The sequence below is a fragment of the Arenicella chitinivorans genome (assembly GCF_014651515.1).
In the GTDB taxonomy this organism is placed as follows: domain Bacteria; phylum Pseudomonadota; class Gammaproteobacteria; order Arenicellales; family Arenicellaceae; genus Arenicella; species Arenicella chitinivorans.
Genome location: NZ_BMXA01000001.1, coordinates 580,578 through 603,347, shown reverse-complemented (window position 1 = coordinate 603,347; position 22,770 = coordinate 580,578). Strand labels below are relative to the sequence as shown.

The 22,770-nt window shown below is 49.9% G+C and carries 20 protein-coding genes and 3 tRNA genes; 5 read left to right on the top strand and 18 right to left on the bottom strand.

Going from position 1 to position 22,770, the window contains the following annotated elements; genetic code table 11:
• Positions 1-83 precede the first annotated feature (83 nt).
• From rplT to IE055_RS02675, 4 genes are all read right to left on the bottom strand, one after another.
• Positions 84-443 carry a 50S ribosomal protein L20 gene (gene rplT, locus IE055_RS02690; protein ID WP_189398450.1) on the bottom strand — a complete coding sequence of 120 codons (360 nt, stop codon included), beginning with the start codon at positions 441-443 and terminating at the stop codon, positions 84-86.
• 92 nt (positions 444-535) lie between these two features.
• Positions 536-733 (bottom strand): 50S ribosomal protein L35, encoded by a 198-nt coding sequence (gene rpmI, locus IE055_RS02685; protein ID WP_189398449.1) that lies wholly within the window; start codon positions 731-733, stop codon positions 536-538.
• A 191-nt stretch (positions 734-924) separates the two neighbouring features.
• On the bottom strand, positions 925-1,443 hold the full coding sequence (gene infC, locus IE055_RS02680) for a translation initiation factor IF-3 (RefSeq protein WP_189398923.1): 519 nt from the start codon (positions 1,441-1,443) through the stop codon (positions 925-927).
• A gap of 244 nt (positions 1,444-1,687) precedes the next feature.
• A tRNA-Val gene (locus IE055_RS02675) sits at positions 1,688-1,764 on the bottom strand.
• 247 nt (positions 1,765-2,011) lie between these two features.
• Here IE055_RS02675 and IE055_RS02670 point away from each other — a divergent pair.
• Positions 2,012-2,434 (top strand): YidB family protein, encoded by a 423-nt coding sequence (locus IE055_RS02670; protein WP_189398448.1) that lies wholly within the window; start codon positions 2,012-2,014, stop codon positions 2,432-2,434.
• Positions 2,435-2,772: 338 nt separating this feature from the next.
• Positions 2,773-4,074, top strand: a complete 1,302-nt coding sequence (locus IE055_RS02665; RefSeq protein ID WP_229794095.1) for a dicarboxylate/amino acid:cation symporter — start codon at positions 2,773-2,775, stop codon at positions 4,072-4,074.
• Between the two features lie 95 nt (positions 4,075-4,169).
• Here IE055_RS02665 and IE055_RS02660 read toward each other — a convergent pair whose 3' ends face one another.
• The 6 genes from IE055_RS02660 to uvrB form a co-directional block, all read right to left on the bottom strand.
• Positions 4,170-5,576, bottom strand: coding sequence for a Glu/Leu/Phe/Val family dehydrogenase (locus IE055_RS02660; protein WP_189398446.1), 1,407 nt, complete (start codon positions 5,574-5,576; stop codon positions 4,170-4,172).
• 231 nt (positions 5,577-5,807) lie between these two features.
• Positions 5,808-8,558, bottom strand: coding sequence for a TonB-dependent receptor plug domain-containing protein (locus tag IE055_RS02655; protein ID WP_189398445.1), 2,751 nt, complete (start codon positions 8,556-8,558; stop codon positions 5,808-5,810).
• A gap of 112 nt (positions 8,559-8,670) precedes the next feature.
• Entirely contained in the window at positions 8,671-9,711 is a 1,041-nt protein-coding gene (locus tag IE055_RS02650) for a FecR family protein (protein ID WP_189398444.1), read from the bottom strand.
• 5 nt (positions 9,712-9,716) lie between these two features.
• Positions 9,717-10,385, bottom strand: coding sequence for an RNA polymerase sigma factor (locus IE055_RS02645; RefSeq protein WP_189398443.1), 669 nt, complete (start codon positions 10,383-10,385; stop codon positions 9,717-9,719).
• Entirely contained in the window at positions 10,351-11,112 is a 762-nt protein-coding gene (locus tag IE055_RS02640) for a TSUP family transporter (protein ID WP_229794094.1), read from the bottom strand. Before IE055_RS02640 ends, IE055_RS02645 begins: the two co-directional genes overlap by 35 nt.
• A 99-nt stretch (positions 11,113-11,211) precedes the next feature.
• Entirely contained in the window at positions 11,212-13,212 is a 2,001-nt protein-coding gene (uvrB, locus tag IE055_RS02635) for an excinuclease ABC subunit UvrB (protein ID WP_189398442.1), read from the bottom strand.
• A gap of 172 nt (positions 13,213-13,384) precedes the next feature.
• Between uvrB and IE055_RS02630 the strand changes: the two genes are divergently transcribed.
• Together IE055_RS02630 and IE055_RS02625 are read left to right on the top strand one after the other, a co-directional pair.
• On the top strand, positions 13,385-13,957 hold the full coding sequence (locus tag IE055_RS02630) for a GspH/FimT family pseudopilin (protein ID WP_189398921.1): 573 nt from the start codon (positions 13,385-13,387) through the stop codon (positions 13,955-13,957).
• Positions 13,958-14,070: 113 nt separating this feature from the next.
• A tRNA-Asn gene (locus IE055_RS02625) sits at positions 14,071-14,146 on the top strand.
• Between the two features lie 295 nt (positions 14,147-14,441).
• Here IE055_RS02625 and IE055_RS02620 read toward each other — a convergent pair.
• Entirely contained in the window at positions 14,442-15,347 is a 906-nt protein-coding gene (locus IE055_RS02620; protein ID WP_189398441.1) for a hypothetical protein, read from the bottom strand.
• 219 nt (positions 15,348-15,566) lie between these two features.
• Entirely contained in the window at positions 15,567-16,592 is a 1,026-nt protein-coding gene (locus IE055_RS02615) for a 3-oxoacyl-[acyl-carrier-protein] synthase III C-terminal domain-containing protein (RefSeq protein ID WP_189398440.1), read from the bottom strand.
• 1,278 nt (positions 16,593-17,870) lie between these two features.
• Here IE055_RS02615 and IE055_RS02610 point away from each other — a divergent pair.
• A complete protein-coding gene (locus tag IE055_RS02610; protein ID WP_189398439.1) occupies positions 17,871-18,431 on the top strand; it encodes a nitroreductase family protein in 561 nt (186 codons plus the stop codon).
• Between the two features lie 15 nt (positions 18,432-18,446).
• Here the strand turns inward: IE055_RS02610 and IE055_RS02605 are convergent, their stop codons facing one another.
• From IE055_RS02605 to folP, 6 genes are all read right to left on the bottom strand, one after another.
• Positions 18,447-18,767, bottom strand: coding sequence for a 2Fe-2S iron-sulfur cluster-binding protein (locus tag IE055_RS02605; RefSeq protein ID WP_189398438.1), 321 nt, complete (start codon positions 18,765-18,767; stop codon positions 18,447-18,449).
• Positions 18,768-18,924: 157 nt separating this feature from the next.
• Positions 18,925-19,009, bottom strand: a tRNA-Leu gene (locus IE055_RS02600).
• A 31-nt stretch (positions 19,010-19,040) separates the two neighbouring features.
• Positions 19,041-19,556 carry a preprotein translocase subunit SecG gene (gene secG, locus IE055_RS02595; protein ID WP_189398437.1) on the bottom strand — a complete coding sequence of 172 codons (516 nt, stop codon included), beginning with the start codon at positions 19,554-19,556 and terminating at the stop codon, positions 19,041-19,043.
• Positions 19,557-19,637: 81 nt separating this feature from the next.
• On the bottom strand, positions 19,638-20,438 hold the full coding sequence (tpiA, locus tag IE055_RS02590) for a triose-phosphate isomerase (RefSeq protein WP_189398436.1): 801 nt from the start codon (positions 20,436-20,438) through the stop codon (positions 19,638-19,640).
• 91 nt (positions 20,439-20,529) lie between these two features.
• Entirely contained in the window at positions 20,530-21,876 is a 1,347-nt protein-coding gene (glmM, locus tag IE055_RS02585) for a phosphoglucosamine mutase (RefSeq protein ID WP_189398435.1), read from the bottom strand.
• Positions 21,877-21,889: 13 nt separating this feature from the next.
• On the bottom strand, positions 21,890-22,678 hold the full coding sequence (gene folP, locus IE055_RS02580) for a dihydropteroate synthase (RefSeq protein ID WP_189398920.1): 789 nt from the start codon (positions 22,676-22,678) through the stop codon (positions 21,890-21,892).
• Between the last annotated feature and the right edge of the window lie 92 nt (positions 22,679-22,770).

Below are 22,770 nucleotides of genomic sequence, written 5' to 3'. Positions count from 1 at the left end.
GGTTTTATCGCGCTCGTAAAGATAAAAAAGGAAGGCCTAGGCCTTCCTTTTTATAGGGACTCAGTTCTGTAATTAAACAGAATTTATGCGGCCAGTGCAGTTTTTGCTTTCTCTGCAAGCTGGGCAAATGCAGCTGCGTCATGCACTGCGATATCAGCCAGAACTTTACGGTCCAACTCGATGCCAGCTTTGCTCAATCCGTTGATGAATCGGCTGTAGTTCATGCCGTTCACTTTAGCCGCTGCTGAGATACGTGTAATCCACAAACGACGGAACTGACGCTTGCGTTGACGACGATCTCGGTATTCGTACTGGCCCGCTCGTGTAACAGCCTGTTTGGCTACGCGGAATACGTTTTTATTACGTCCACGGTAGCCTTTTGCTTGGCTGATAACTTTTTTATGTTTAGCTCGGGCGGTCACGCCACGTTTAACTCTTGGCATTTTCTTTCTCCAAAAAAGAGCGTATCTGCTCTTTTAAAATCTCAAATAATCTAAGCTGAAATAAGCTTGGGAAATTCGCAAAGTAACGAGACTTATGCGTAAGGCAACATGCGCTGGATCAATTTTGCATCGCATGACTCGGCAGTGGTGCCGTGACGCAAATGACGTTTACGCTTGGTAGATTTCTTGGTCAGAATATGACGCAAGTGAGATTGAGAGCGTTTGAATTTGCCGCTACCCGTTTTTTTGAAGCGCTTAGCTGCGCCGCTATTACTTTTAATTTTTGGCATGATAACTCCAGGTGTAACAACACCGTTGCCGTATTAACTTCAGTAGAGAAGAGTTTAAAAGTCGACTCTAATCTACCCCATTGTCTTCGCTGACCAATCGCGGTACCGAAGACGCTAGTGAGCTCACACTTAGCCTAAATCGGTATTGGCTAAGCGGCCCGGGTGTGTGCGTGAAAAACACGCAAACAAAACTATTTTTTGACTGGCCCCAACACCATAATCATCTGACGCCCTTCCAGCTTGGGGTACTGCTCAACCGCACCGACCTCGACCAAGTCTTGCTCGACACGTTTAAGTAACTTCATACCCAAATCCTTGTGCGCCATTTCACGCCCACGGAATCGGATTGTCACTTTGGTCTTATCACCGTTCTCTAAAAACTGCTTGAGCTTACCGACCTTGATATTGTAATCGCCAATATCGGTGCCCGGACGGAATTTAATTTCCTTAACCTGGGTCTGTTTCTGGTTTTTCCGCGCAGCCGCTTTACGCTTGCTATCTTCGTACAAAAACTTGCCGTAATCCATGATCCGACATACTGGCGGATCTGCGTTTGGTGAAATCTCCACCAGGTCCAGACCAACTTTTTCGGCCATTTCTAACGCAGTAGCACGATCAACAATTCCGGCCTGCTCACCGTTCTGGTCGATCAATCGGACGGATGGCGCCGTAATGCTGTCATTCAGGCGCTGCTTTTTTTTAGTGACTATGGTGATACCTCAAAATACGTTAATAATTAAACTTCCACCACAAAAGTTGGAAATTTCAACTAGTTAGGGCGCGAATTTTAAAATGTAAGTCTATCATCCTCAATAGCCGACGCGACTAAAAAGCACAAAATAGGCCTTTGAAAAGCAAAAACCTTGGCATGCACGTAGAAAAATGAGCGCCTCAGGCCAACAATGGCCAAAAAATAATGGCAGACCAAGCCAGCCTGCCATTATTTTACAAATCTGGTAGACGCGATTGGATTCGAACCAACGACCCCCACCATGTCAAGGTGGTGCTCTAACCAACTGAGCTACGCGTCTGAATTTTCAGGAGCGCGACAATATCAAACCGCGGCTCGTGTTTCAACAATTTTAATCAAACTTATCATCCAAATTTATTCACTGGAAACAACATAAAATTCAGCCCCTATCGAACAAAAATGCAGTAAGTTCGGCAAAAGCTGACAATCTGCACAGTTTCTTGATACTTCAGCATCAAATATCAAAAAAACATCAATCTACGGTATAATATAGGCCTCTCTATAGAACACAATGTGAGGTAATAACTATGGATATAATGGATCTAGCAACTGACTTGCTTGGCTCTAAACTCGGGAATTCGGCTGGGGCGGATAATGACTTGGTCAAAACCGTGATTCAAAATTTGCTGGGCGGTTCAGGCGGCCAAGGTATCGACCTAGGTGCGCTGGTTGGAAACCTACAAAACAGCGGCTTGGGGGAACTGGCCGCCTCTTGGTTGGGCGATGGTTCCAATGACGCTATTTCCACCTCTCAGATTGAGAACATCTTTGGTTCCGACAAACTGGCACAAGCGGCACAACAACTCGGCGCAGACCAAGGGGATCTGCTCAAAGGCCTGCAAGATATGCTGCCACAAGTCGTTGACAAATCTTCTAGCGGCGGCAGCCTGTTGGATTCAGTTGGCGGTCTGAGTGGATTAGCCAGCATGGCAAGCAAGTTTTTGAAGTAAGCACCACACTGCTTTATGCGACCTGCCTGTCCGGGGCGGGTCGCAACCCTCTCTAAGCCCTCTCTAAGCCCTCTCTAAGCCCTCTCTAAGCCCTCTCTAAGCCCTCTCTAAGCCCTCTCTAAGCCTCCCTAAGCCCTCTCTCTTCCCCTCGTTCAAAACCAGCAGACTCAAGCTGCATCTTCTTTAATAATAAGACAATCGAGTCCATCGAGCGCCAGGTGGCCACCCCAATAGTGGATAGTTCGCGCTGATGTTTCTTATAGTTTAGACTTCACACATTATCGAGCCTGATAATAATCAACACGAATCGGCTCATGACTTCGACACTGGGAACCACTATGAATCTTGCGAATAAGGTTTTAATCGCGCTGGCGCTGGGTATCGGCGCCGGCATTGTAATCAATCTGACGGGCGCAAACGCGGTGCCTTGGGTCGACACCTACCTAGTCAACGGTGTGTTTTTGGTCGCAGGTAAGCTGTTCTTTAATGCCCTGCAAATGTTAGTGGTCCCCTTGGTTCTATTTTCTCTGATACCAGGGATTGTTGGTATTGGCGACATCCGACTTCTCGGCAAGGTTGGGACCAAGTCGTTCGCGCTGTATGTTGCCACTACCGCAATAGCGATCACATTGGGGATTACCCTAGCGTCAGCCTTAGGCATTGGTCAGGGTATGGAGATCCCGGCTGGCGATGACTTCGCAGGCAAAGAAGCCGCTCGCAATTTCGTTGAAGTTATCATTGGTATCGTACCCAAGAACTTGATCAGCGCCATGGCCAACGGCGAGATGCTGGCGATCATCTTCTTTGCTATTTTCTTTGGCATCGCCCTGTTGATCAAATTGGAGCAATCCCGTGAACTGGTGAACCTGATAGAACAACTTAACCGCATCATTATGCAAATGGTTGAGATGGTAATGTGGTTTGCACCTTATGCGGTATTTTGCTTGGTTGCCAAAGCGGTGGCTGATCTAGGCCTAGATATCATATTAAAACTTGGCGGTTACTTCACCACGGTGATGCTCGCTTTAATTGTGCATGCCTTTGTAACGCAAATGCTCATCATGAAAGCATTTACCGGGCTAAGCATCAAAACGTTCTTAAGTAAGATCCGAGCAGTGCAGATATTTGCATTCAGCACATCCAGCTCCGGCGCCACGATTCCAGTCACGCTCAGAACCATGCAGGAACGGTTTGGTATCGACCGCGCGGTGTCCTCATTCACGGTGCCCTTTGGCGCAACCATCAACATGGATGGCACCGCCATAATGCAAGGTGTAGCAACCGTATTTGTCGCGAATTTGTATGGCATAGAACTCACCCTTGGTGGTTACGTAACGATCGTCGTGACGGCGGTGCTGGCATCAATTGGTACCGCTGCGGTGCCAGCTGTTGGCTTGGTTATGCTGACCATGGTATTTAAACAAGTTGGATTACCAATCGAAGCCATTGGCATCATTCTGGGCATTGACCGGATCGTGGATATGACGCGCACCGCAGTGAACGTAACCGGTGATGCTGTAGTCACCACTATTGTGGCGAAAAGCGAAGGGAAAATGGACATAGACACCTTCAACGACCCCAATGCCGGTGAGGTCCACGAAGTACACCTTGAGGATATGAATCACCCGACGAAGTCCTGAGCTGCCTAACACGCACAAAAAAGCCGCCATCCCAACTGAGGATGACGGCTTTTTTTGTGTCTTCAGTGCAAACTGCGCTAAAACCTTCGACTGCGTTAGATACCAAGCGACGAATACGAGTCTCGAATACGCTCAATCGCAATCATCATTGCCGCTGTCCGCAGATCTGGAATGCGCTGGTCACTATGCCATTTCTCACTGATTACCTGATAGCCCTCGCGCATGACATCATCGAGACCAGAACGTACCAAGTCGAGCTCCGTTGGGCCTTGAATAATTTTGTGTAGCAGCTGTTCAGGGAACTTCTGACCGGTCATGGCTTCGATTGCTTCAACCATATCAATGGTTTGGCGTTCGTGCTGACGGCGTTGCATGCGCCCAAAACGAATGTGACCAATGTTTTTTACCCATTCGAAATAGGACACTGTCACACCACCCGCATTAGCGTATAAATCTGGAATAATCAGCACCCCGCGATCACGCAGCATTTCGTTCGCGGTAAAGGTAATCGGCCCGTTCGCAGCTTCGATAATGATTCTGGCTTTGATGTCGTCCGCGTTCGCTGTGGTAATGACACCCTCGAGCGCAGCTGGGATGAATATATCACAGTCACACGTCAACACCTGCTGTGAGTCATTCGTGAAGCCCTTATAACCTTTGACGCCACCGGTCTCATGGATATGCCGATGGAGGCCATCAATATCGATGCCGCTTTCATCGTAAACGGCGCCATCGCGCTCCATCACGCCAATGATAATCGCGTCGTCTTCCTGAGACAGAAACTGCGCAGCATGATACCCCACATTGCCAAGCCCCTGGACCACCACACGCTTGCCGGACAAGTTACCGCTCAAGCCAGCAAACTCGATATCACGCGTATGGCGAAACGCCTCTCGCAGTGCATATTGAACACCACGTCCCGTGGCTTCGACTCGACCACGGATACCGCCTTTGCTAACCGGTTTACCGGTAACACAAGCCCAGGTATTTAACTCATTTGGATTCAGTCGCTTGTACTCGTCGGCCATCCACGCCATCTCGCGTTCGCCGGTACCCATGTCCGGCGCGGGCACGTTTTGTGCCGGACTGATCAAATCACGCTTTGCCAACTCTTGGGTAAAACGTCGCGTAATACGCTCAAGTTCGTGAGGTTCCCATTCCGTAGGGTCAATCACCAGCGCGCCCTTTGAGCCACCAAATGGCGCCTCAACCAAAGCACACTTGTACGTCATCAACGCCGCCAACGCTTCGACCTCATCTTGGTCCGCATAGGGTGAATATCGAATTCCGCCTTTAACCGGTTCGCGGTGCTCCGAGTGCACAGACCGGTACCCAACAAAGGTGAACAGCTTATTGCGTAAGCGCACACCAAAACGGACCGTGTACGTTGAATTTGCCACCTTAATTTTGTGGCGAAGATCATCCGGAATGCCTACCAACTCGGCGGCTTGATCAAACATTCTTTCAACCGAGGAAAGAAAGTCCTGGTTACGTGTATTCATTTGTCCTCCTGGACGGAGTTTTTTTATGTTTCGTGGATAAGTTTGCCACTCAGTGTAACGTGAATAATGTGTACGAACTGCTGAAAACCACTTACCACGATCCACCTTTGGACATATGCCTTTTATCCTCAAACCGTGTTAGTTACAAGCAAAATTTTGTTAAACCGACGTTATCATCCGCGCTGTCCAGATTTCATCCATGATGCACAATTCGGCAAGCTCGCGCGCAGCTTAAAACCGGTAAACTCCACGTAAATACCATGATCCGCCTTCATAGTTTGCGGCGGTTCGCCGCGGGTATTGCAGTCCTACTGCCTGTCGATTGGCAAAGACACCGTCATCCTGAATTTCATCAACATAAGTATCAAATATATTGGAGAATCCCATCACGACGCGCAATTGATCCGTTGCCTGCCAACCAAGCTCAGCGTCAATATAGGTAATCGGCTGTATTCGCGCACTGCGATTGCCTGGCTCACCGTCGATTGTGCCACGCTCATCGAAATGCGAACCATAATAGGTGGCTCTCAGTAGCAGATTCACGTCATCGCTTAGATCAGTTCGAGTTGATAAAGTGACACGGTTCTTGGGGTAGTTCGACTCAATATCTTCGATCGTCGCTGCGCTGACCGGGTTGATGCCGGCCACCGGTGTCTGGCCAGTTACATTCACCTCATTGTGAGCCGCAGCCAATGTAACTTGGGTGTGTAAATCACGGCCCCAGTCAAAGCGGCCATTGACCACCAAATCAAACCCGCGATGACTGACATCAAGCGCATTCGTGTAAAAAGACAAGGTACGCTGCTCAGCGTTGGGCACGGGAATATCCCCCGTGCGATAAATCCGATCCTGAACATCCACACGGTAAAAATCCAGAGTCAGATCCCAATTGACACCCAGCGTACGGGTAAAACCGAAACTTAAATTCACCGACTCTTCTTCTTTTAGCTCCGTGCCGCCAGCGCCGCGTGCCAGACTCGAGTTTGCTGGCACTAGCCCTTCCTCCACCTGAATCCCGGATTGCCCATCAAAGGTGGTAATGGTGGAGGAAATATTAGACTGCCCCGGAGTTGGGGCGTGGAATCCGGTGGAGAGCGCACCGCGCAGCGCAAAGCCCTCAGTCAGGGTATAACGGCTTGCAATTTTAACGTTCGTGGTGCTGCCAAAATCGGAGTAGTCTTCATGACGGAGTGCATACTGAATTAGCCATTGCGCAGACAGATCATGCTCAAGGTCGAGGTATAACGCTAGATTGTCGCGACTAAATGCACCCGCATTGAATTCGTTTGGCGACGCGAATCCACTAGGCCCCTCACCGACGCGGGCATTTTCATCGCCAATTAACAGCGTAAATGTTTCATGCCGATGCTCGAGCCCGTAAGATAAGTACAGGCTGTCGTTAAGTTGACGTGATAAATCAACATTAAAATTAAACTCCTCCTGTCGGTACGCTCCGACATCGAAGTTCATCACCGGTTCACCATTGCCCAAGACCGGCAAACTTGGATTAAGCGTATTGAACAAATAGTAGTCGAGTTCGTTTTGTCCGTAGGCCACGCTTACGTCGTAGTTCGTACCATCACTAAAGCCGCCAAGTAGACCGCTAATAACACTGAAATCGGACTGATACCCATCAAGGTAGGGGGTATAGCCAGCCGGAAACAGGGTGGCGAGCCCCTGCTGTGTGATGCTCGGGTGATTTGGCTCACGATAGAAAAAGCGGTACCGGCCCTCTGTGTCCGCATAATTTCCGAACGCATACCACGTCACTCTTGGGCTCACATCGTATTCACTATTAAAGTAAAATCGTTGACCCGCAGTCTCTGGACGCCCCCAAGTCTGGGTAAACGGCGCATCACCAAAAGGTGAATCTGCGCCAACGCCAGGCACCCCAGCATCGATCAATGCCTGAGCATCCGGCCGAATAATCCCCCGCGACAGAGCATCATTATCGGTCGCCTCCAGACTCAGATTTAAAAATCCGTAACCGCCTAGGGACAATCCCAGGTTGGCAGCCACCTGGATACTCGATTCGCCATCATAAAACTGACCATAGGCAGCGCGAATCTCGCCGCCTTGACTTGCGTCGTTCAGCTCAATGTTAATCACTCCTGCAATTGCATCGGAGCCGTATTGTGCCGCCGCACCGTCGCGTAAAATCTGTACATTTTTAATCGCAATGGTTGGCACCATCCCCACATCCACACCGTGTGAGCCGTTCCCAGCCGCGGGCGCAAAGAAATGCACCACCGCGGACCGGTGTCGCCGTTTGCCATTCACCAGCACCAGGGTTTGATCCGGCGACATCCCACGCAATGAAGTTGGCCGAACAAACGCACTGGCGTCGCCTGTTGCTGGGGTTGCGATGTACGAGGGTACGAGCGTGCGCAAACTGTCCGTCAAGTCTGCGCCATTGCCGAGAAACGCCAGCTGTTCAGCACTGATGATATCGACCGGCACTGGCGACTCACTCACCGAGCGCGCAACCAGTCGTCGGCTACCGACCACCACCATCTCTTCGATTGGTTCGGTCTGCGGCGTCGTAACGTCTTCTGCATCCACCTTCTCTGAGGCAACCGTTAGGGTAATGACGCTGGCGGTCAGGTCGCCCTGACGGTCGCTAGAAATTGGCGGCGGCTCCGCTCCGTTTTCGTCTAGCATCAGATCGATATCTGGTTCAGAAGATTCGAACCCCGTACTGATCTGGATGTCTGTACCTGACAACATGATTTCCAGACCATCACGTATTGTGTAACGGCCATACAGTGCGCGAGTCTGATACTTTTTTACCAACTGATACGGAAACAGCAGCGTGAGATCGGCCTGGCGGGCAAAGCGAGTTAGCGCTTTGTCGGCGGATAAACGCGGGATATTAAAGTAGAACTGTTGTTGCACGTCTCGTTCAGCAGCAAAGGCTTTGCTCGACGCAATACAAACCACCAACAAAAATACCCAACCAAGGATGCTGGAATTTCGGACCATCTGGCGATTTTACGCAGTATCACCCAACTGTGCTACTTTACGCTGGCGTTCCGCCCAACGATTCCTCTGTGCGCGGCTAGAATAGTCCCAAACGAAAGGCGTAATCAGTGCCTTAATATGCGCGAGCCAGCATAACCCGAGTGCCGTGCCGGGTATGTGCCACGCCGAAGTTTTGTTCTAGAATTGCCAGCAATTGATCTAGATCACCAGTCTTAAAATACCCACCTACCGGAATCTCCGCCAGCTGTGGATCGGCGATTTCAAAGGACAATGGCGTGTAGCGATCAATTTCACGGATCGCCTCACGCAGCGGCTCGCCGCGAAATACAATCATGCCCTCACGCCAAGCCAGGGCACTTTCTGGATCATCATCTACCGACAACCGAGGGCGGGCTTCACCAACCAACAATCGCTGCCCGGGGGTTAAATATAAATCGTCGTACCGCTGACTCGGCGCATCCGCACGTCGATTCACACGCACCGTACCCTCGGTGACAATAACTTCAGTCTCATCGTCGCCACGTCGATCGACGCTGAATGCAGTCCCAATGGCGGTGACCCTATCTACCCCTGACTCCACCGTAAACGGTTTACTGGCATCTTTCGCCACATCCACATAGACTTCGCCCTGCAACAAAGTGATATTACGTGCGCTCGACGTGTATTCAACCGCCACTTTGGAGTCGGTATTTAACTGCATCAGACTCCCGTCACTGAGTGCGAACACCGTGGTCTCGCCAACACCCGTTTGGTAATGCTGAATAATTCGGGGCGCCGTATGCGCAGTCTCGGGCACATGATAGGTCTGTGACTGTGGTAAAAATGCAATCACGCTCACCGCAGTGACGACGGCCACCGACGCCGCGAGTGCAACACCTAGCACACGACCGAACCTGAATCTACTCCCCACGGCTACGTCCGCTTCGAGTTGAAAATCCCGCATCGGCATCAACTTAGAGATCGGCTGCAAGATATCCAGCATATCCCACATCGAGGCACACTGAACAAGCGCGTCACCGTGGTGCGGTGACTCTTCCAGCCACTGGGCCAGCGAACGCTGTTCCTCAGCGTTCAAGCCGCGATCTATTTTGGCAATCCAGTTCGTGGCGCGACTAATAACTGCCTCTTGGTTTGGAAATAATAACGTCTGCATGCGTTCTACCTTTGTCCGCGACCGCCTTTGGCCGCGCTTAAATCGTACACGGGTGCTGGACTCGCGTCGCCCGCCTCCATGTGTTGTGCGTTATAGCTTTGTATGGTTCTCAACAAACCTTTTGCTACGTGTTTCTCAACCGTGCTTTCACTGATCCCCAGTCGTTTGGCTATTTCACGCTGTGATAAGCCGTACACTTTTTTTAAAATAAAAACTTTACGACACTGTGTCGGCAACTCACTGACCGCCTCACACAGGAAACCAAACTCTTCTCGACTCAAAACTTCTTGCTCAGTTTGACTGGCAAACTGTTGTGCATTAAACAGCAGACCATGTTCATCTGAACGTTCCTCAATCATTTCATCGCAATCAACCCGCTGCGCGACTGAGATATGTCGATTGGCCAGCCGGATAGCCGTTTTCACCATAAATGCCTTAGGAAACGCTATGTCCTGCTTCAATGATGACTGGTAGGTGTTGATGTAGGTTTCCTGCAGAATATCCTCGATGTCCTGTACACTGGCGCGCGGACGCAACTTGCGCAAAAGCGATGCAATCACTCGACGATACTTTAAAAACTCGGATGCGATTTGATCAGTCAAACCAGTGCGCCCCATGCGGTCCTGCGGTGCAAACCACTCATTGGCGCCACCATGCCAAGAGAATAATTCCACACATTAGGATAACCAAATAGCGCAGCACCGAGGGATCAATTTTGAGCAAGGTCCGCGCACCGAGACTGGCGCCAATAAACTGACCTACGATCATGGCACCACCGACCAACCACAACACTTTGCCAAAGGCAACAAACACCAAGAGCGAAGCGACATTGGTGGCAAAATTCAGCGTTTTGGCAACGATCGTGGCCGGCACCATGGTCTGGCCGCGTAAGGCGACGCCAGCCCACACAAAAAACGACCCGGTACCAGGACCAAACATGCCATCGTAAAAGCCAACACCAGGCACGGCGCTTAATCCATAGGCCGTGCGATTTAGCCGCGGCTTTCGGTCTGGTTCGATATTTCGCGGCATAAACAAAAAATAGATTGCGATCCCCACTAGGACGACTGGGATAATCACCCGTAACGCACCGCTGTCAATAAATTGGACCGCAACCGAACCAATCGCGGACCCTATAAACGCAGCCAACATCCACCAGCGCACCTCAGAGAACTGCACTTTTCCTTTAAGCAATAAGGTCAGCGATGCGGTACCGCTACCAGCCACGGCCTGCAACTTATTGGTGCCCAATGCAACTATTGGTGGAATGCCTGCCGCCAACAACGCCGGAATGGTAATCAACCCGCCGCCGCCAACCAGCGTATCGATATAACCGGCCACGACCGCAATCAGCACGAGCACCAGAATCGATATCATCGATAACTCAACGGTCTCCATCATTGGGTGTGGTACTCCGGGCTATAGGTTAGGTTTCTAATAACATTGAGCATAAGACGTCGACTTTCCCCTACTTAAAATGAAAAAAATATCACCGCTGCATCAGCCTTTGAGGTATCCAGCGCGTAACTCTTCGATGCGATCACGCGTTTGTGCTGCTTTCTCAAATTCCAGATTCTCGGCAAATTCATACATCTCTTTTTCGAGCGATTGCATTAACCGTTTGAACTCCTGTGGATCGGTTACCACACCAATCGACGACTGGGGCTGCCTTATCTTGGCTAATTCATTCGCGGCATCGCTGGTGGCACCGTCAATAATGTCGCGCACCGCCTTGGACACACTCTTTGGCACAATGCCATATTTTTTGTTGTGAGCTTCTTGTTTCTTGCGCCGTCGCTCAGTTTCATCTATCGCGATTTTCATCGACCGGGTGATCCGATCCGCATACAGAATCGCCCTCCCGTTTAGATTACGAGCTGCGCGGCCAATCGTTTGAATCAACGAGCGCGTCGAACGCAAAAAGCCTTCTTTATCTGCGTCCAGAATCGCCACCAATGAGACCTCAGGCATGTCCAAGCCCTCTCTTAGCAGATTGATCCCGACCAGCACATCGAATTCGCCAGCGCGCAGGTCGCGAATAATCTCGACGCGCTCCACAGTATCGATATCGGAATGTAGATACCGAACCTTGACGCCTGCGTCGGTCAGGTAATCAGTCAGATCCTCCGACATGCGTTTGGTTAATGTCGTGATCAATACCCGTTCGTTAAGCTCGACACGCAAATTGATTTCAGATAACACGTCGTCCACTTGGGTTGCTACCGGACGTATTTCGATCTCTGGATCGACTAACCCAGTCGGGCGCACCACTTGGTCAATAGTGTCTGGGTTTTGTTCCAGTTCATAGTCGCCAGGCGTGGCGGACACAAAGACCGTTTGCGGCATGAGTTGTCGAAACTCCGCAAACTTAAGTGGCCGATTATCCATCGCGGATGGCAAACGAAACCCATACTCAACCAAGGTCTCCTTACGCGAACGGTCGCCTTTGTACATCGCACCCAATTGCGGCACCAACACATGACTTTCATCTAAAATCATCATTGCATTGGGTGGCAAATAGTTAATCAATGTTGGCGGCGGCTCACCTGGTTGAGCGCCGGATAGATAACGTGAATAATTCTCGATTCCATTGCAATAGCCCAACTCTTGCATCATTTCTAGGTCAAACAGTGTGCGTTGCTCTAGACGTTGGGCCTCGACTAGTTTGTCCAATTCTCGCAACTGGCTTAAGCGCTCGCGCAACTCTTCGCGAATCTGTTCACAGGCGGCCAACACACGCGAACGAGGTGTCACATAATGCGACTTTGGAAACACGGTCACGCGTTTGAGCTCTTCCTCTATAGCGCCAGTCAACGGATCAAACCGCGAAATTTTCTCCACGTCATCCCCGAACAACTCAACCCGAATGGCATAGCGCTCGGATTCCGCTGGAAAAATATCAATGACATCACCGCGAACCCGAAACGTTGCCCGCTTAAGCTCTGTATCGTTGCGTGTGTATTGAAGTTCTGCCAGTCGCTTGAGGATGGCACGCTGATCCATGATATCGCCAACACTTAAGTGCAGGATCATTTCATGATACGCGCTTGGGTCACCTAAACCGTAGATCGCCGACACGGTAGCAACGATGATAACGTCTTCACGCTCTAGTATCGCCTTGGTAGCAGAGAGACGCATTTGGTCGATATGTTCATTAATCGAGGCATCTTTCTCGATAAACGTATCGGAACTTGGTACGTAAGCCTCGGGTTGATAGTAGTCATAATACGAGACAAAATATTCCACCGCGTTGTGCGGGAAGAAATCGCGCATCTCGGAATACAACTGCGCGGCCAGTGTTTTATTCGGCGCCATTAAGATGGTAGGGCGCTGTACGGCTTGAATCACATTTGCCATGGTAAAGGTTTTACCTGACCCGGTGACCCCGAGCAAAGTTTGAAACGCCTCGCCATTATTCAAGCCCTCTATTAGGGCGGCAATCGCACCGGGCTGATCACCGGATGGCGTATATTCACTGACCAACTTAAATTCGCGTTTCATACTCATTTCAGACCACTGTTCCTCGGCCCGGTAGTATAAATCAACACACCGCAAGGCGATATGCAACACGATACCGAGATGGCGCTTGAGTTCACGAAAAATATGGTCTAGAGTGGGGACAGGTGTCAGGGAATGACGCTATTCAAACAATTCGTTTCACGGAGGAAACGTTATGCTTATACCACACACTCGTACGCGTGCGATCAGGCTACGTGGATTCACATTGCTGGAATTAATGATCACGGTCGCTCTAGTTGGCGTCGTCACTACGATTGCAGTCCCCAGTTTCGGCACCTTAATAACAAATACGCGCATTAGCACCAAAGCCAGTGCGTTGCATACGGCGTTGTACCAGGCACGCACGCACGCGATCACGCATCATGAGATCGTTACGGTATGCGCTGCGGCCGACGCCAGCATGACTGAATGCGAACCGAACCGCCACGCAAACATGAATTGGCGCTACGGATGGATTCTGTATGCAGATGCCAACGGGAACAACCGCCTAGACAGCTCAGATCAACTGATTCGTACGTATGATGGCGACGACGGCGTGAGAGTAACCTTCAACCAGCGTGGACGCCTCCGCTTTTTTGCCGATGGTCATGCGCGCAGCGCTGGGTTTTACGTGTGTAGCGCGAACAGCGAAAAAGAGGCCTACATTCGACTACTGCATACTGGGCGCGCGAGAACGAGTAGAAAACTGAACAAAAAACAGCGTTCTCGCTGCCTCAGTTCGAGTTAGATTTTAGGCATGGTGGCCAACCAGAACGAAGGCAAAATAATACGAAAAAATTCGGGGAAATTACTTGACCATTTAGGGCGGAGTCAGTACGATTCGCCTTCGTTGAAAAACGTTCCCCGATAGCTCAGTTGGTAGAGCAAATGACTGTTAATCATTGGGTCGCTGGTTCGAGTCCAGCTCGGGGAGCCATTCAACATTCCCCACCGTAATTCAACACTCCCCAACGCAAAGTCACCAGCGTGTCTCGCACCGGCTGACCACCAAATTCATTGGACACAACAAAACTGTTGACCCGCTAAGCACGAGTAAAATTGCTCAATGCACGTTACAGAAGTCGGGAAAGACTAACTCAAACACGGGAACGTTCGGGCTGGGACGGAAACAACTCAACATAGCCACCGCGCATCTCGACCGACGCGCAGCTTTTAGCCTCAGCAATACAACTCAGGCTCTGCTGCACACGGCGCACAACTGGATCTGTGAGTTACTTATCTTCGATCTTGAGTCGGTTAAAAATCGAATACAGTGATGAGCGTGGCATGCCCATCAGCTGCGCCGTGGCACTCGCGTTGCGATTGTTCTTCTGATACTTGTGTAATACCAACATCTTCTCAATTTCACTCACTGCTGCACGATACTCCATGTCGTCTCTCGAATAACGGGAAAATATCTCCATTATTTCATTCGATGTTCGACGTTCCGGTGAACCAGGAAGATAGCGTCGAATATCAGTTAAACGGTGGTGCGATTCAGTCAATAAAAGAATGCACAAGAAAGCTGAAGTCGCAATCGGTAAGATGGCCGTGGCGTTTATTTGGTAGCCTAAATTCATTAGTGTCATGATCAGCACACTCAACACAATTAGGGGCAAAAATGACGTGACCGTGGACAAACATTGAATCTCTGCCATATGCGACTTAGCGCGTCGATACCCATAAATCAGTATCGCAAACACAGCCATCATAGTGACCATGGAGTAAGCCTGAAACAGCAAATAAAGTGGTCCTTTGGTTGCCGTAAAAACGTAACCGATGGCATGACTGCCAGCGACGATGTAACCACTACCGAGTATGACAACTGACAATAAGGTTGCGGCACCGAGAGCAGCTGTGCGAATAGCCTGTTGTTTATAGTGAGCGACCTCCATCCCATACAGCAACACAAACACTAAACCCCAGACCGAACTGACGTAATATGCCCGCAGGGTCAAATCATTATTGCCTGCGAGGAAGAATTCGATAAACAACAACACTTCGCACAAATTGTGCAAGGCAAACACCAACACCAACTTTATAAAAGCTGGCGAATGTTTTTCACTACGATGTGCAACCACCAGTACCCCAACTTTGATCAGTAAGGCGATCAAAGCTGGCAGAATATATAAATTCATAATACGTCCCCTCTCAAGTTCGCTCACATTGGCAACACAGAGACGCCGGCAAAACATCACTTACACCCAAACACCGTTGCTGTTCTAAGTACGTGAATCACAGTCTAAGCTGGATCCACGCACCTACAGAGAAATTTGAGTGTCAGCAATGGACTACAAAGCGCGGTACTTGTCGCCATTTATTCGACTAGCTCGCGGATCTGCCAGATACGTTAATAGTTAATAGGTGTAACCGAACTGACCTATAACCAACCCTGATCCGGCAAAACAACCACCGACTCGATCACCTCGCTTTACTTCTCCTGACTCTGCCAGTTTGTGAAAATTCACTGGGAAAGTCGCCGAGGTAATATTGCCAAACTTATCCAACGTTTTGACCATCTTGTTCGGTTGAACACCTTCAAGACGCGATAGCTTATCAAACGGGCGCTGACCGATTTGATGGCTCAGCAACCAGTCAAACTCGCTCCAGCCCAATTGCTTAAGCGTGTCATTGATGAGTCCAAAATGGGACCTTACAATGGCGCCGGCAATCAAACCCATTAACATCTGCCCCTCAATTGAACCGTCTTCACGTTGTTTGTAAATGCATTTATCGACGTGACTACTGTAAGAAACTGTATTAAACAGTTCAAAGCCAGATTTACTGTTTTTGGGTGTCGCACCCAAAACAACCGCCCCGCCTGCATCACCAACCGACAATGCCCCGATAATATTTCGTGCTGTCTTAATATCAACACCGCCTTTTAACTGCTTGACAGCGGCTTTGAGAACACGAGTCGGCACTTCGCCAGTCGTAACTAATGCGTTCCTTACGATACCACAGCGGATGTAATTTGTCGCGATCTGCATGGCATCAACAAAGCCAAAACAAGCATTTGCAATGTCAAAGGTATAACGCGCATTCAAACCTAATGCGTTTTGGATGGTATGGGCAGTCGCGGGCTCGGACTGGTCGCGTTCTATTCCACAAAAAATAACCAAATCAATATCTTGCGAATCGACCTCAGCGGCACTAGCCAGCGCTTGACGCGCTGCGGGTATCGCCAAATCTGACGGCTTAGCTGAATCCGGAGCCATTCGACGCTCCGAAATCCCCATCACACTCGACATCCAGTTACGGGGAATATCGTACTGAGAGTCCGAGTTGATCTCAGCGAAAAGGTCGTCTGATTTTACGATTTCATCAGGAAAGTAAACGCCACTTGAACAAATTTTAACCTTGCTTATTAATGAATGATGCATAACGTACTCCAAAGTATGTGTCTAGATTTACGACGGGAGTTTTGACCCATAAAAACCCGGATTTGGGCGATTATGAAAAATAGACAGTTGAACGAATAAACAAATTTAAGGTAAAAATGGTTTCGTTACTAAGAAATTGCGTTTTCAAAGTAATAATGAATTTAGACATCAGGCAGAAGATTTGGAACCAGCAAGAGTGATCAACTGCGACCTTGATACGAAACCTGATGTGAGCATGCGCTCAACGGCTGTTATTTAAGTGGGGTAAAAGCTTGGTTAACACTAACCAATGAATCTTAGCTCCAGAGCGCTGACCACTGTAATAAAGCGCCTGAGACGGCGTCAGAGCAGCGTCAGCACGACAGAGCAACAAACCGAAGTCTAAGAAGGGTCGAACGAAACGACGGTTTAAGTAGTACTTATAATAAGAAGAACAAATAATAAGAAGAACAAGATAAAAACCAAAGGGGACTACGCCCTAGAATCTAGGGCGATGTCCTTGCTAAGTGGTCCGATTGTGCTCACTGCGACGGTGTCAAAATATGTCATGGATACATTTTGCGCTGCACATTGAGTCCATCGTTACCAATATTGTTGAGCCAACATCGTGACTAACACATCGTGTCTAACGTTGCGTCCGTCGGCGAGTCGTAAAGATTTGCGTAAGCGCATGCAAAGGTAGAAAGACGTGTGTTGCAGGCTTGGGTGCTTATAAACGATGTTTGTAAACGATTGTTGTAACTGAGATCGGACAAGTGTGATGACTGGAAATGAGTTTTCGGGCTCACAATAGTTCTCGGACTCACAAATAAGAGAGGCCCTTGAGCCGAACACTCAAGAGCCTCAATTGGAAGGCTGTCCCCCCATGAGAATGCCTTCCTAACCCCCAAGCAACCTTCCGTGAGCTGCTACGAGGGGCCTGTTGGTTCACCGGCACCGGGTTGGGAGACAATGCCTGCAAACCGAAGTCGCATATGAGGGTCAAACATATGCAACTCAAAGATAACACACCTGACGCTTTTGCCTAGCCCAAACCCTGTTTTTTTTTCGTCATTCCTTTATATTTGGGCATTATGTTAAATAATTTACTCAAATAAACCAAACAGATAGCTGCCTGACTTTCTGTTTAATAGTCAGATCTCCATTTCGAGCGCCTTGAACATCACTCCAATTCTGAGGCACCAAAGTCACGTTCGAAAATTAAAGGCGGCGTCACAAAGAAATGCTACCATCACGATTCGTTTCACCACTACCCGTTTATCACTATTCACGCACATCATGGATGCACTAGACGCACTTCACTCTCGAATTTCAGTCAACCTGCTCGAAGAACCTGGCCCAAACACTGCGCAAATTGACAACATCGTCCGCGCCGGGCTACGCGCTTGCGACCACAAGAACTTACGTCCTTGGCGTTACCTACTTATCGAGGGAGAAGCTCGTAATAAGCTTGGTAACTTGCTATCGAACGCAAAGGAGACGCTCGATAACGCGCCACTGGATCCAATCACCCGAGATAAAATAGAGAAAAAACCATTACGTGCACCGACGATTATTGCAGTGGTGGCACACATTACTGAAAACCCAAGCGTACCCAAAATCGAACAATTACTGTCTGCCGGTGCGAGCGCTCAAATGATGATGACAGCCGCTTTCGCTCAAGGGATCGGTGCTATATGGCGCTCGGGTGCCCTAATGTTCGAACGCGGCCTGCATCGCGAACTCGGTTTGACAGAAAATCAGGAATTGGTCGGATTTCTGTACCTCGGCACACCCAAGGTCAGCAAACCAGTACCCGAATTAAGCCCCAACGATTTCCTCAGCCGATGGAACGGCTGAAGCAAAACAGTCTTTTCAATATTGGCTTTCAGGTGTTGTTACAACCAGACCATCCATCGAGTCGGTGACCACTACCTGACAGCTCAAACGTGAGTTTGACTTGACCTCTTCCGCAACTTCCAGCATCTCGGTTTCCAAATCCTCCGCTGCGCCGACTTCGTCCTGCCAGTTAGAATCAATATATACGTGACAGGTTGCACAAGCACAGGCACCACCACAGTCCGCATCAATTCCTGGAATGTCGTTACTTGTCGCTGCCTCCATTAGCGTATCGCCAACATTGGCATCTACGGTTCGTTGTGTTCCCTCAAAGTCAATAAATGTGATGTGTGGCATAGTATCTGTACCGTCTGGATTTATTGTTGTTTCTACCACCATAGACCCGATTGATTAGTCTCCGCGGTGTAGCCGAAGGTTCCAGGAGCCGTCGACTGACGAGACACTCCCGAATACTAAAAAACCCAATCTGAATAACAGACTGGGTTTTCTAAAATGGTGCCCAGGGCCGGACTTGAACCGGCACAGCTTGCGCTACTACCCCCTCAAGATAGCGTGTCTACCAATTTCACCACCTGGGCAATAATCTTTCAATTTGACGTGCAAGAATTACTACTGCGCTTCGTCTACCGCAGATTGCGCCTCGTCTACCGCGGCATCGGTCGCTTCATCGACCGCTTCGACGCCGTCAGATGCCGCTTCCTCCACTATGTCACCCGTATTTTGAACAGCTTGTTCAGTATCATTAACTGCTTTCTCGGTTACCGTACCACCATTCGGAATAGCCGGAATATCGCCTGCATCGACTGATAGCTCTACTGTAGAGGTTTCAATAACGGGCACCTCAGAATCCTGTTGAATAATCAAAGGCTCAACCACATCAGCTTGCGCGTTTCGTTTTGCGTAGATATAAGCCAGAGTCAGACAACTCAGAAACAACACGGTCACCATGATGGACGTGGTGCGACTTAAGAAGTTTGCTGAACCACGACTGCCAAACATACTTTGCGAGCCACCGCCACCAAAGGCCGAACCCATGTCACTCTTGCTGTTTTGCATCAACACCAGCGCGATAATCGCCACGGCGGCGAATACGCTAATGATAATTAAAAAAGTAGTACCGTTCATTTGTTAACTCTGTTGTGCCGCGAATCTACCGCTGCATCTACATTCATGATTTCAGCTAACCTAAGCCCGAAATCCTCAATATCAAGTCTGCGCCGCTAACTTTTGCGCCGCACGACATATACCTACAAAACTCTCTATCTTCAACGCAGCCCCGCCGATCAGTCCACCGTCGATATCCGGTTGAGCGAATAGCAGTTCTGCATTGCCGGCTTTCACGCTGCCGCCGTATAAAATACGCATCGATTCTGCGATGCCTGTATTATGCTGTGCCAGACGTGCACGAATAAATGCGTGCACATTCTGCGCTTGTTCGGGACTCGCAGTTTCGCCAGTTCCAATCGCCCAGACCGGCTCGTACGCAATCACCGATTGCTGCATGCGCTGAATCCCGACCTTATCAAGGACCGCGTCAAGCTGTTGGCCTACGACCTGCTCAGTCGCACCCTGCTTACGCTCGTCCAGCGTCTCACCGACACACAAGATCGGCGTAACCTGTTGTTCCTCAGCCACACAGGCCGCAAATTTCTCGGCAACCTGCTGGTCAGTTTCATAAAACAACGCGCGTCGTTCTGAATGCCCTATCAGCACATATGAGCAGCCAATTTCCGCTAACATGGGCAGTGCAATTTCGCCGGTGTACGCGCCGTTCTCGTGTGCGTTAACATTTTGCGCGCCAATTACCAGCGGCTGACCCTCTGCTATGCCCACTGCGTGTTGCAAATACACCGTCGGCGGGCAAACTAAGATGTCATACGCTAAGGCGCGCTGTTCACTGAGTGACGCCATTTCAAGCACAGAGCGAGAAATGCCGGAGATCAGCTCAGAAGTCATTTCTAGACTGCCATGCATCTTCCAATTTCCTGCTACCAAGAATCGTCTCATATACGCCTCTGTGCTTGGGATTTAGTGAGCGCGGATATTAGCATAGCACTATGCCGAGCACTAGAACTTACGGCTAAATTTTCACCCAGTCTCAAACTTGTTTTTCCACCACAGCAGCAATATGCTGACAACAACTCGCAACCTCGGCCTCGTCATCGCCCTCGACCATGACGCGTATCAACGGTTCCGTACCAGACGCGCGTAACAGGATCCGGCCCCGCCCTTGAAGCTGTGCCTCTTTCTCATTCACACTGGCCTGAACCTCGGCACGTGCGAGCACATCCGCAGCACTTGAGCCCGGTTTTAAGCGCACATTGATCATAGTTTGCGGATACATCTGCATTTGCGAGGCTAACTCGTGCAATGGTTTTTGCATGAACGTCATTTGCGTTACGACCTGCAATGCGGACACCAAACCATCTCCGGTGGTAGTTTTATCCAAACAGATGATATGGCCCGACGACTCGCCGCCGAGAGCCCAATCGCGCGTATGCAACTCCTGCATCACATAACGATCGCCAACTTTCGCGCGGACAAAAGGTATACCGCGGGATTCCAAGGCTTTCTGCATGCCGAAATTACTCATCTGTGTGCCGACGACACCACCTTTGAGTCGCCCCTGTTTGTGCAGGCTATCTGCCAGCACGAATAATAACTGATCACCATCCACAACATTGCCCTGACGATCCACCATCATGACCCGATCGGCGTCACCGTCAAACGCGATACCAATATCGCACTCAGCGTCTAGTACCAATTTCTGAAGGCCTGCAATATGCGTGGAACCGCACTGTTCATTGATATTGTAACCATTGGGTTTGTTATTGATGACCTCGATCTCCGCACCCAGCTCGTGGAATACCGCCGGAGCTGATTGGTAGGCTGCGCCATTGGCACAATCCAACGCCACTTTCAGCCCGCGAAAATTCATTCTGCGTGGAATCGTGCCCTTACAAAACTCGACATATCGACCAACCGCATCGTCCATGCGAAACGCCTTACCAAGATCTTCCGACGCCACGACCTCAATCGGGACATCCATGAGTTGCTCGATCTCGGTTTGGATTTGGTCTGAGATCTTGCTGCCGTTGGCCGAGAAAAACTTAATGCCGTTGTCGGAATACGGGTTGTGGGACGCACTGATAACAACCCCCGCGTTCGCGCGGGCTGTTTGCGTAAGGTATGCAATCGCTGGTGTTGGCAAGGGTCCCAACATCACCACATCCATACCCGCAGAAGACAGGCCGGCCTCCATCGCAGACTCCAACAGATAACCGGAAACGCGTGTATCTTTGCCAACCAGTACGCTGCCTTTACCGTAATGCTTTTTAATGACGGAGCCCAGCGCCCAACCCAAATGAACAATGGTCTTCGGCGTAATCGGCTCACTTCCTACTGGGCCGCGCACACCATCTGTACCGAAAAATGATTTTGCCATAATTATTCTTATTCTAGTCTGCGAGCTGATCGCGTACCGCTTCAACGCTGCGTACCGCATCATACGTCGCTCTAACATCGTGGATGCGCAGTATTCTAGCGCCATTTAGCGCTGCCTGCACCGCCAATCCGAGGCTCGCCGGCAAACGCTCATCGACAGCACGCGTCAGCAGCTTATCAATCAATGATTTGCGCGAAACACCGATCAACACCTCACTTGCGGTGCGTGTACGCAGGCTGTCAATCGCATTGAGCAATTGCAAATTATGTGACAAAGACTTGCCGAACCCAATTCCTGGGTCGATGGTGATCTTGCTCTGTGGTATTCCGGCTTGCCGACATATCGCGATGCGCTGGTTTAAAAAATCGACAACGTCATCTTCAACGTGTTCGTAGTTAGGGGCAGTTTGCATTGTTTTAGGCGTACCCTGCTTGTGCATGAGACACAAAAACAACCCTGATTCAGCCGCCGTTTGCACAGCCCCTTCCGCTTGCAAAGCATTGATGTCATTGATCATATCCGCGCCGACAGCGGCTGATGCTCGCATCACCTCAGGTTTATAGGTGTCGATAGAAATCGGCGCATTGGTGTGCGTTCGTATCCCCTCGATCACGGGAATAACCCGATCTAATTCCTCTTGCAAGGAGACCGGATCCGCGCCAGGCCTAGTAGACTCACCACCGATATCCAGCATATCAGCACCGTCTTCTAACAGAGACAACGCGTGATCAACCGCACTCGCAGTATTCTCGTAGCAACCCCCGTCTGAGAAGGAGTCCGGGGTCACGTTTACGATGCCCATAAGCACTGCGGGCCTTCCACAAAGAAGGCCGCGCAAAGTGGCAGCGCCTGGGCTGCCGAGCTTTTTATTAGACGTCATCGCGCAGACTTCCG

What these genes read in the sequence shown, in the direction of transcription:
- IE055_RS02650 (WP_189398444.1), bottom strand. Translation starts at nt 9,711, where the DNA reads ATGCAGACGTTATTATTTCCAAACCAAGAGGCAGTTATTAGTCGCGCC.
- glmM (WP_189398435.1), bottom strand. Translation starts at nt 21,876, where the DNA reads ATGGCAAAATCATTTTTCGGTACAGATGGTGTGCGCGGCCCAGTAGGA.
- tpiA (WP_189398436.1), bottom strand. Translation starts at nt 20,438, where the DNA reads ATGAGACGATTCTTGGTAGCAGGAAATTGGAAGATGCATGGCAGTCTA.
- IE055_RS02605 (WP_189398438.1), bottom strand. Translation starts at nt 18,767, where the DNA reads ATGCCACACATCACATTTATTGACTTTGAGGGAACACAACGAACCGTA.
- rplT (WP_189398450.1), bottom strand. Translation starts at nt 443, where the DNA reads ATGCCAAGAGTTAAACGTGGCGTGACCGCCCGAGCTAAACATAAAAAA.
- IE055_RS02630 (WP_189398921.1), top strand. Translation starts at nt 13,385, where the DNA reads ATGCTTATACCACACACTCGTACGCGTGCGATCAGGCTACGTGGATTC.
- rpmI (WP_189398449.1), bottom strand. Translation starts at nt 733, where the DNA reads ATGCCAAAAATTAAAAGTAATAGCGGCGCAGCTAAGCGCTTCAAAAAA.
- IE055_RS02640 (WP_229794094.1), bottom strand. Translation starts at nt 11,112, where the DNA reads ATGATGGAGACCGTTGAGTTATCGATGATATCGATTCTGGTGCTCGTG.
- IE055_RS02665 (WP_229794095.1), top strand. Translation starts at nt 2,773, where the DNA reads ATGAATCTTGCGAATAAGGTTTTAATCGCGCTGGCGCTGGGTATCGGC.
- IE055_RS02615 (WP_189398440.1), bottom strand. Translation starts at nt 16,592, where the DNA reads ATGCATCATTCATTAATAAGCAAGGTTAAAATTTGTTCAAGTGGCGTT.
- uvrB (WP_189398442.1), bottom strand. Translation starts at nt 13,212, where the DNA reads ATGAAACGCGAATTTAAGTTGGTCAGTGAATATACGCCATCCGGTGAT.
- folP (WP_189398920.1), bottom strand. Translation starts at nt 22,678, where the DNA reads ATGGGCATCGTAAACGTGACCCCGGACTCCTTCTCAGACGGGGGTTGC.
- IE055_RS02670 (WP_189398448.1), top strand. Translation starts at nt 2,012, where the DNA reads ATGGATATAATGGATCTAGCAACTGACTTGCTTGGCTCTAAACTCGGG.
- IE055_RS02610 (WP_189398439.1), top strand. Translation starts at nt 17,871, where the DNA reads ATGGATGCACTAGACGCACTTCACTCTCGAATTTCAGTCAACCTGCTC.
- IE055_RS02620 (WP_189398441.1), bottom strand. Translation starts at nt 15,347, where the DNA reads ATGAATTTATATATTCTGCCAGCTTTGATCGCCTTACTGATCAAAGTT.
- secG (WP_189398437.1), bottom strand. Translation starts at nt 19,556, where the DNA reads ATGAACGGTACTACTTTTTTAATTATCATTAGCGTATTCGCCGCCGTG.
- IE055_RS02660 (WP_189398446.1), bottom strand. Translation starts at nt 5,576, where the DNA reads ATGAATACACGTAACCAGGACTTTCTTTCCTCGGTTGAAAGAATGTTT.
- IE055_RS02655 (WP_189398445.1), bottom strand. Translation starts at nt 8,558, where the DNA reads ATGGTCCGAAATTCCAGCATCCTTGGTTGGGTATTTTTGTTGGTGGTT.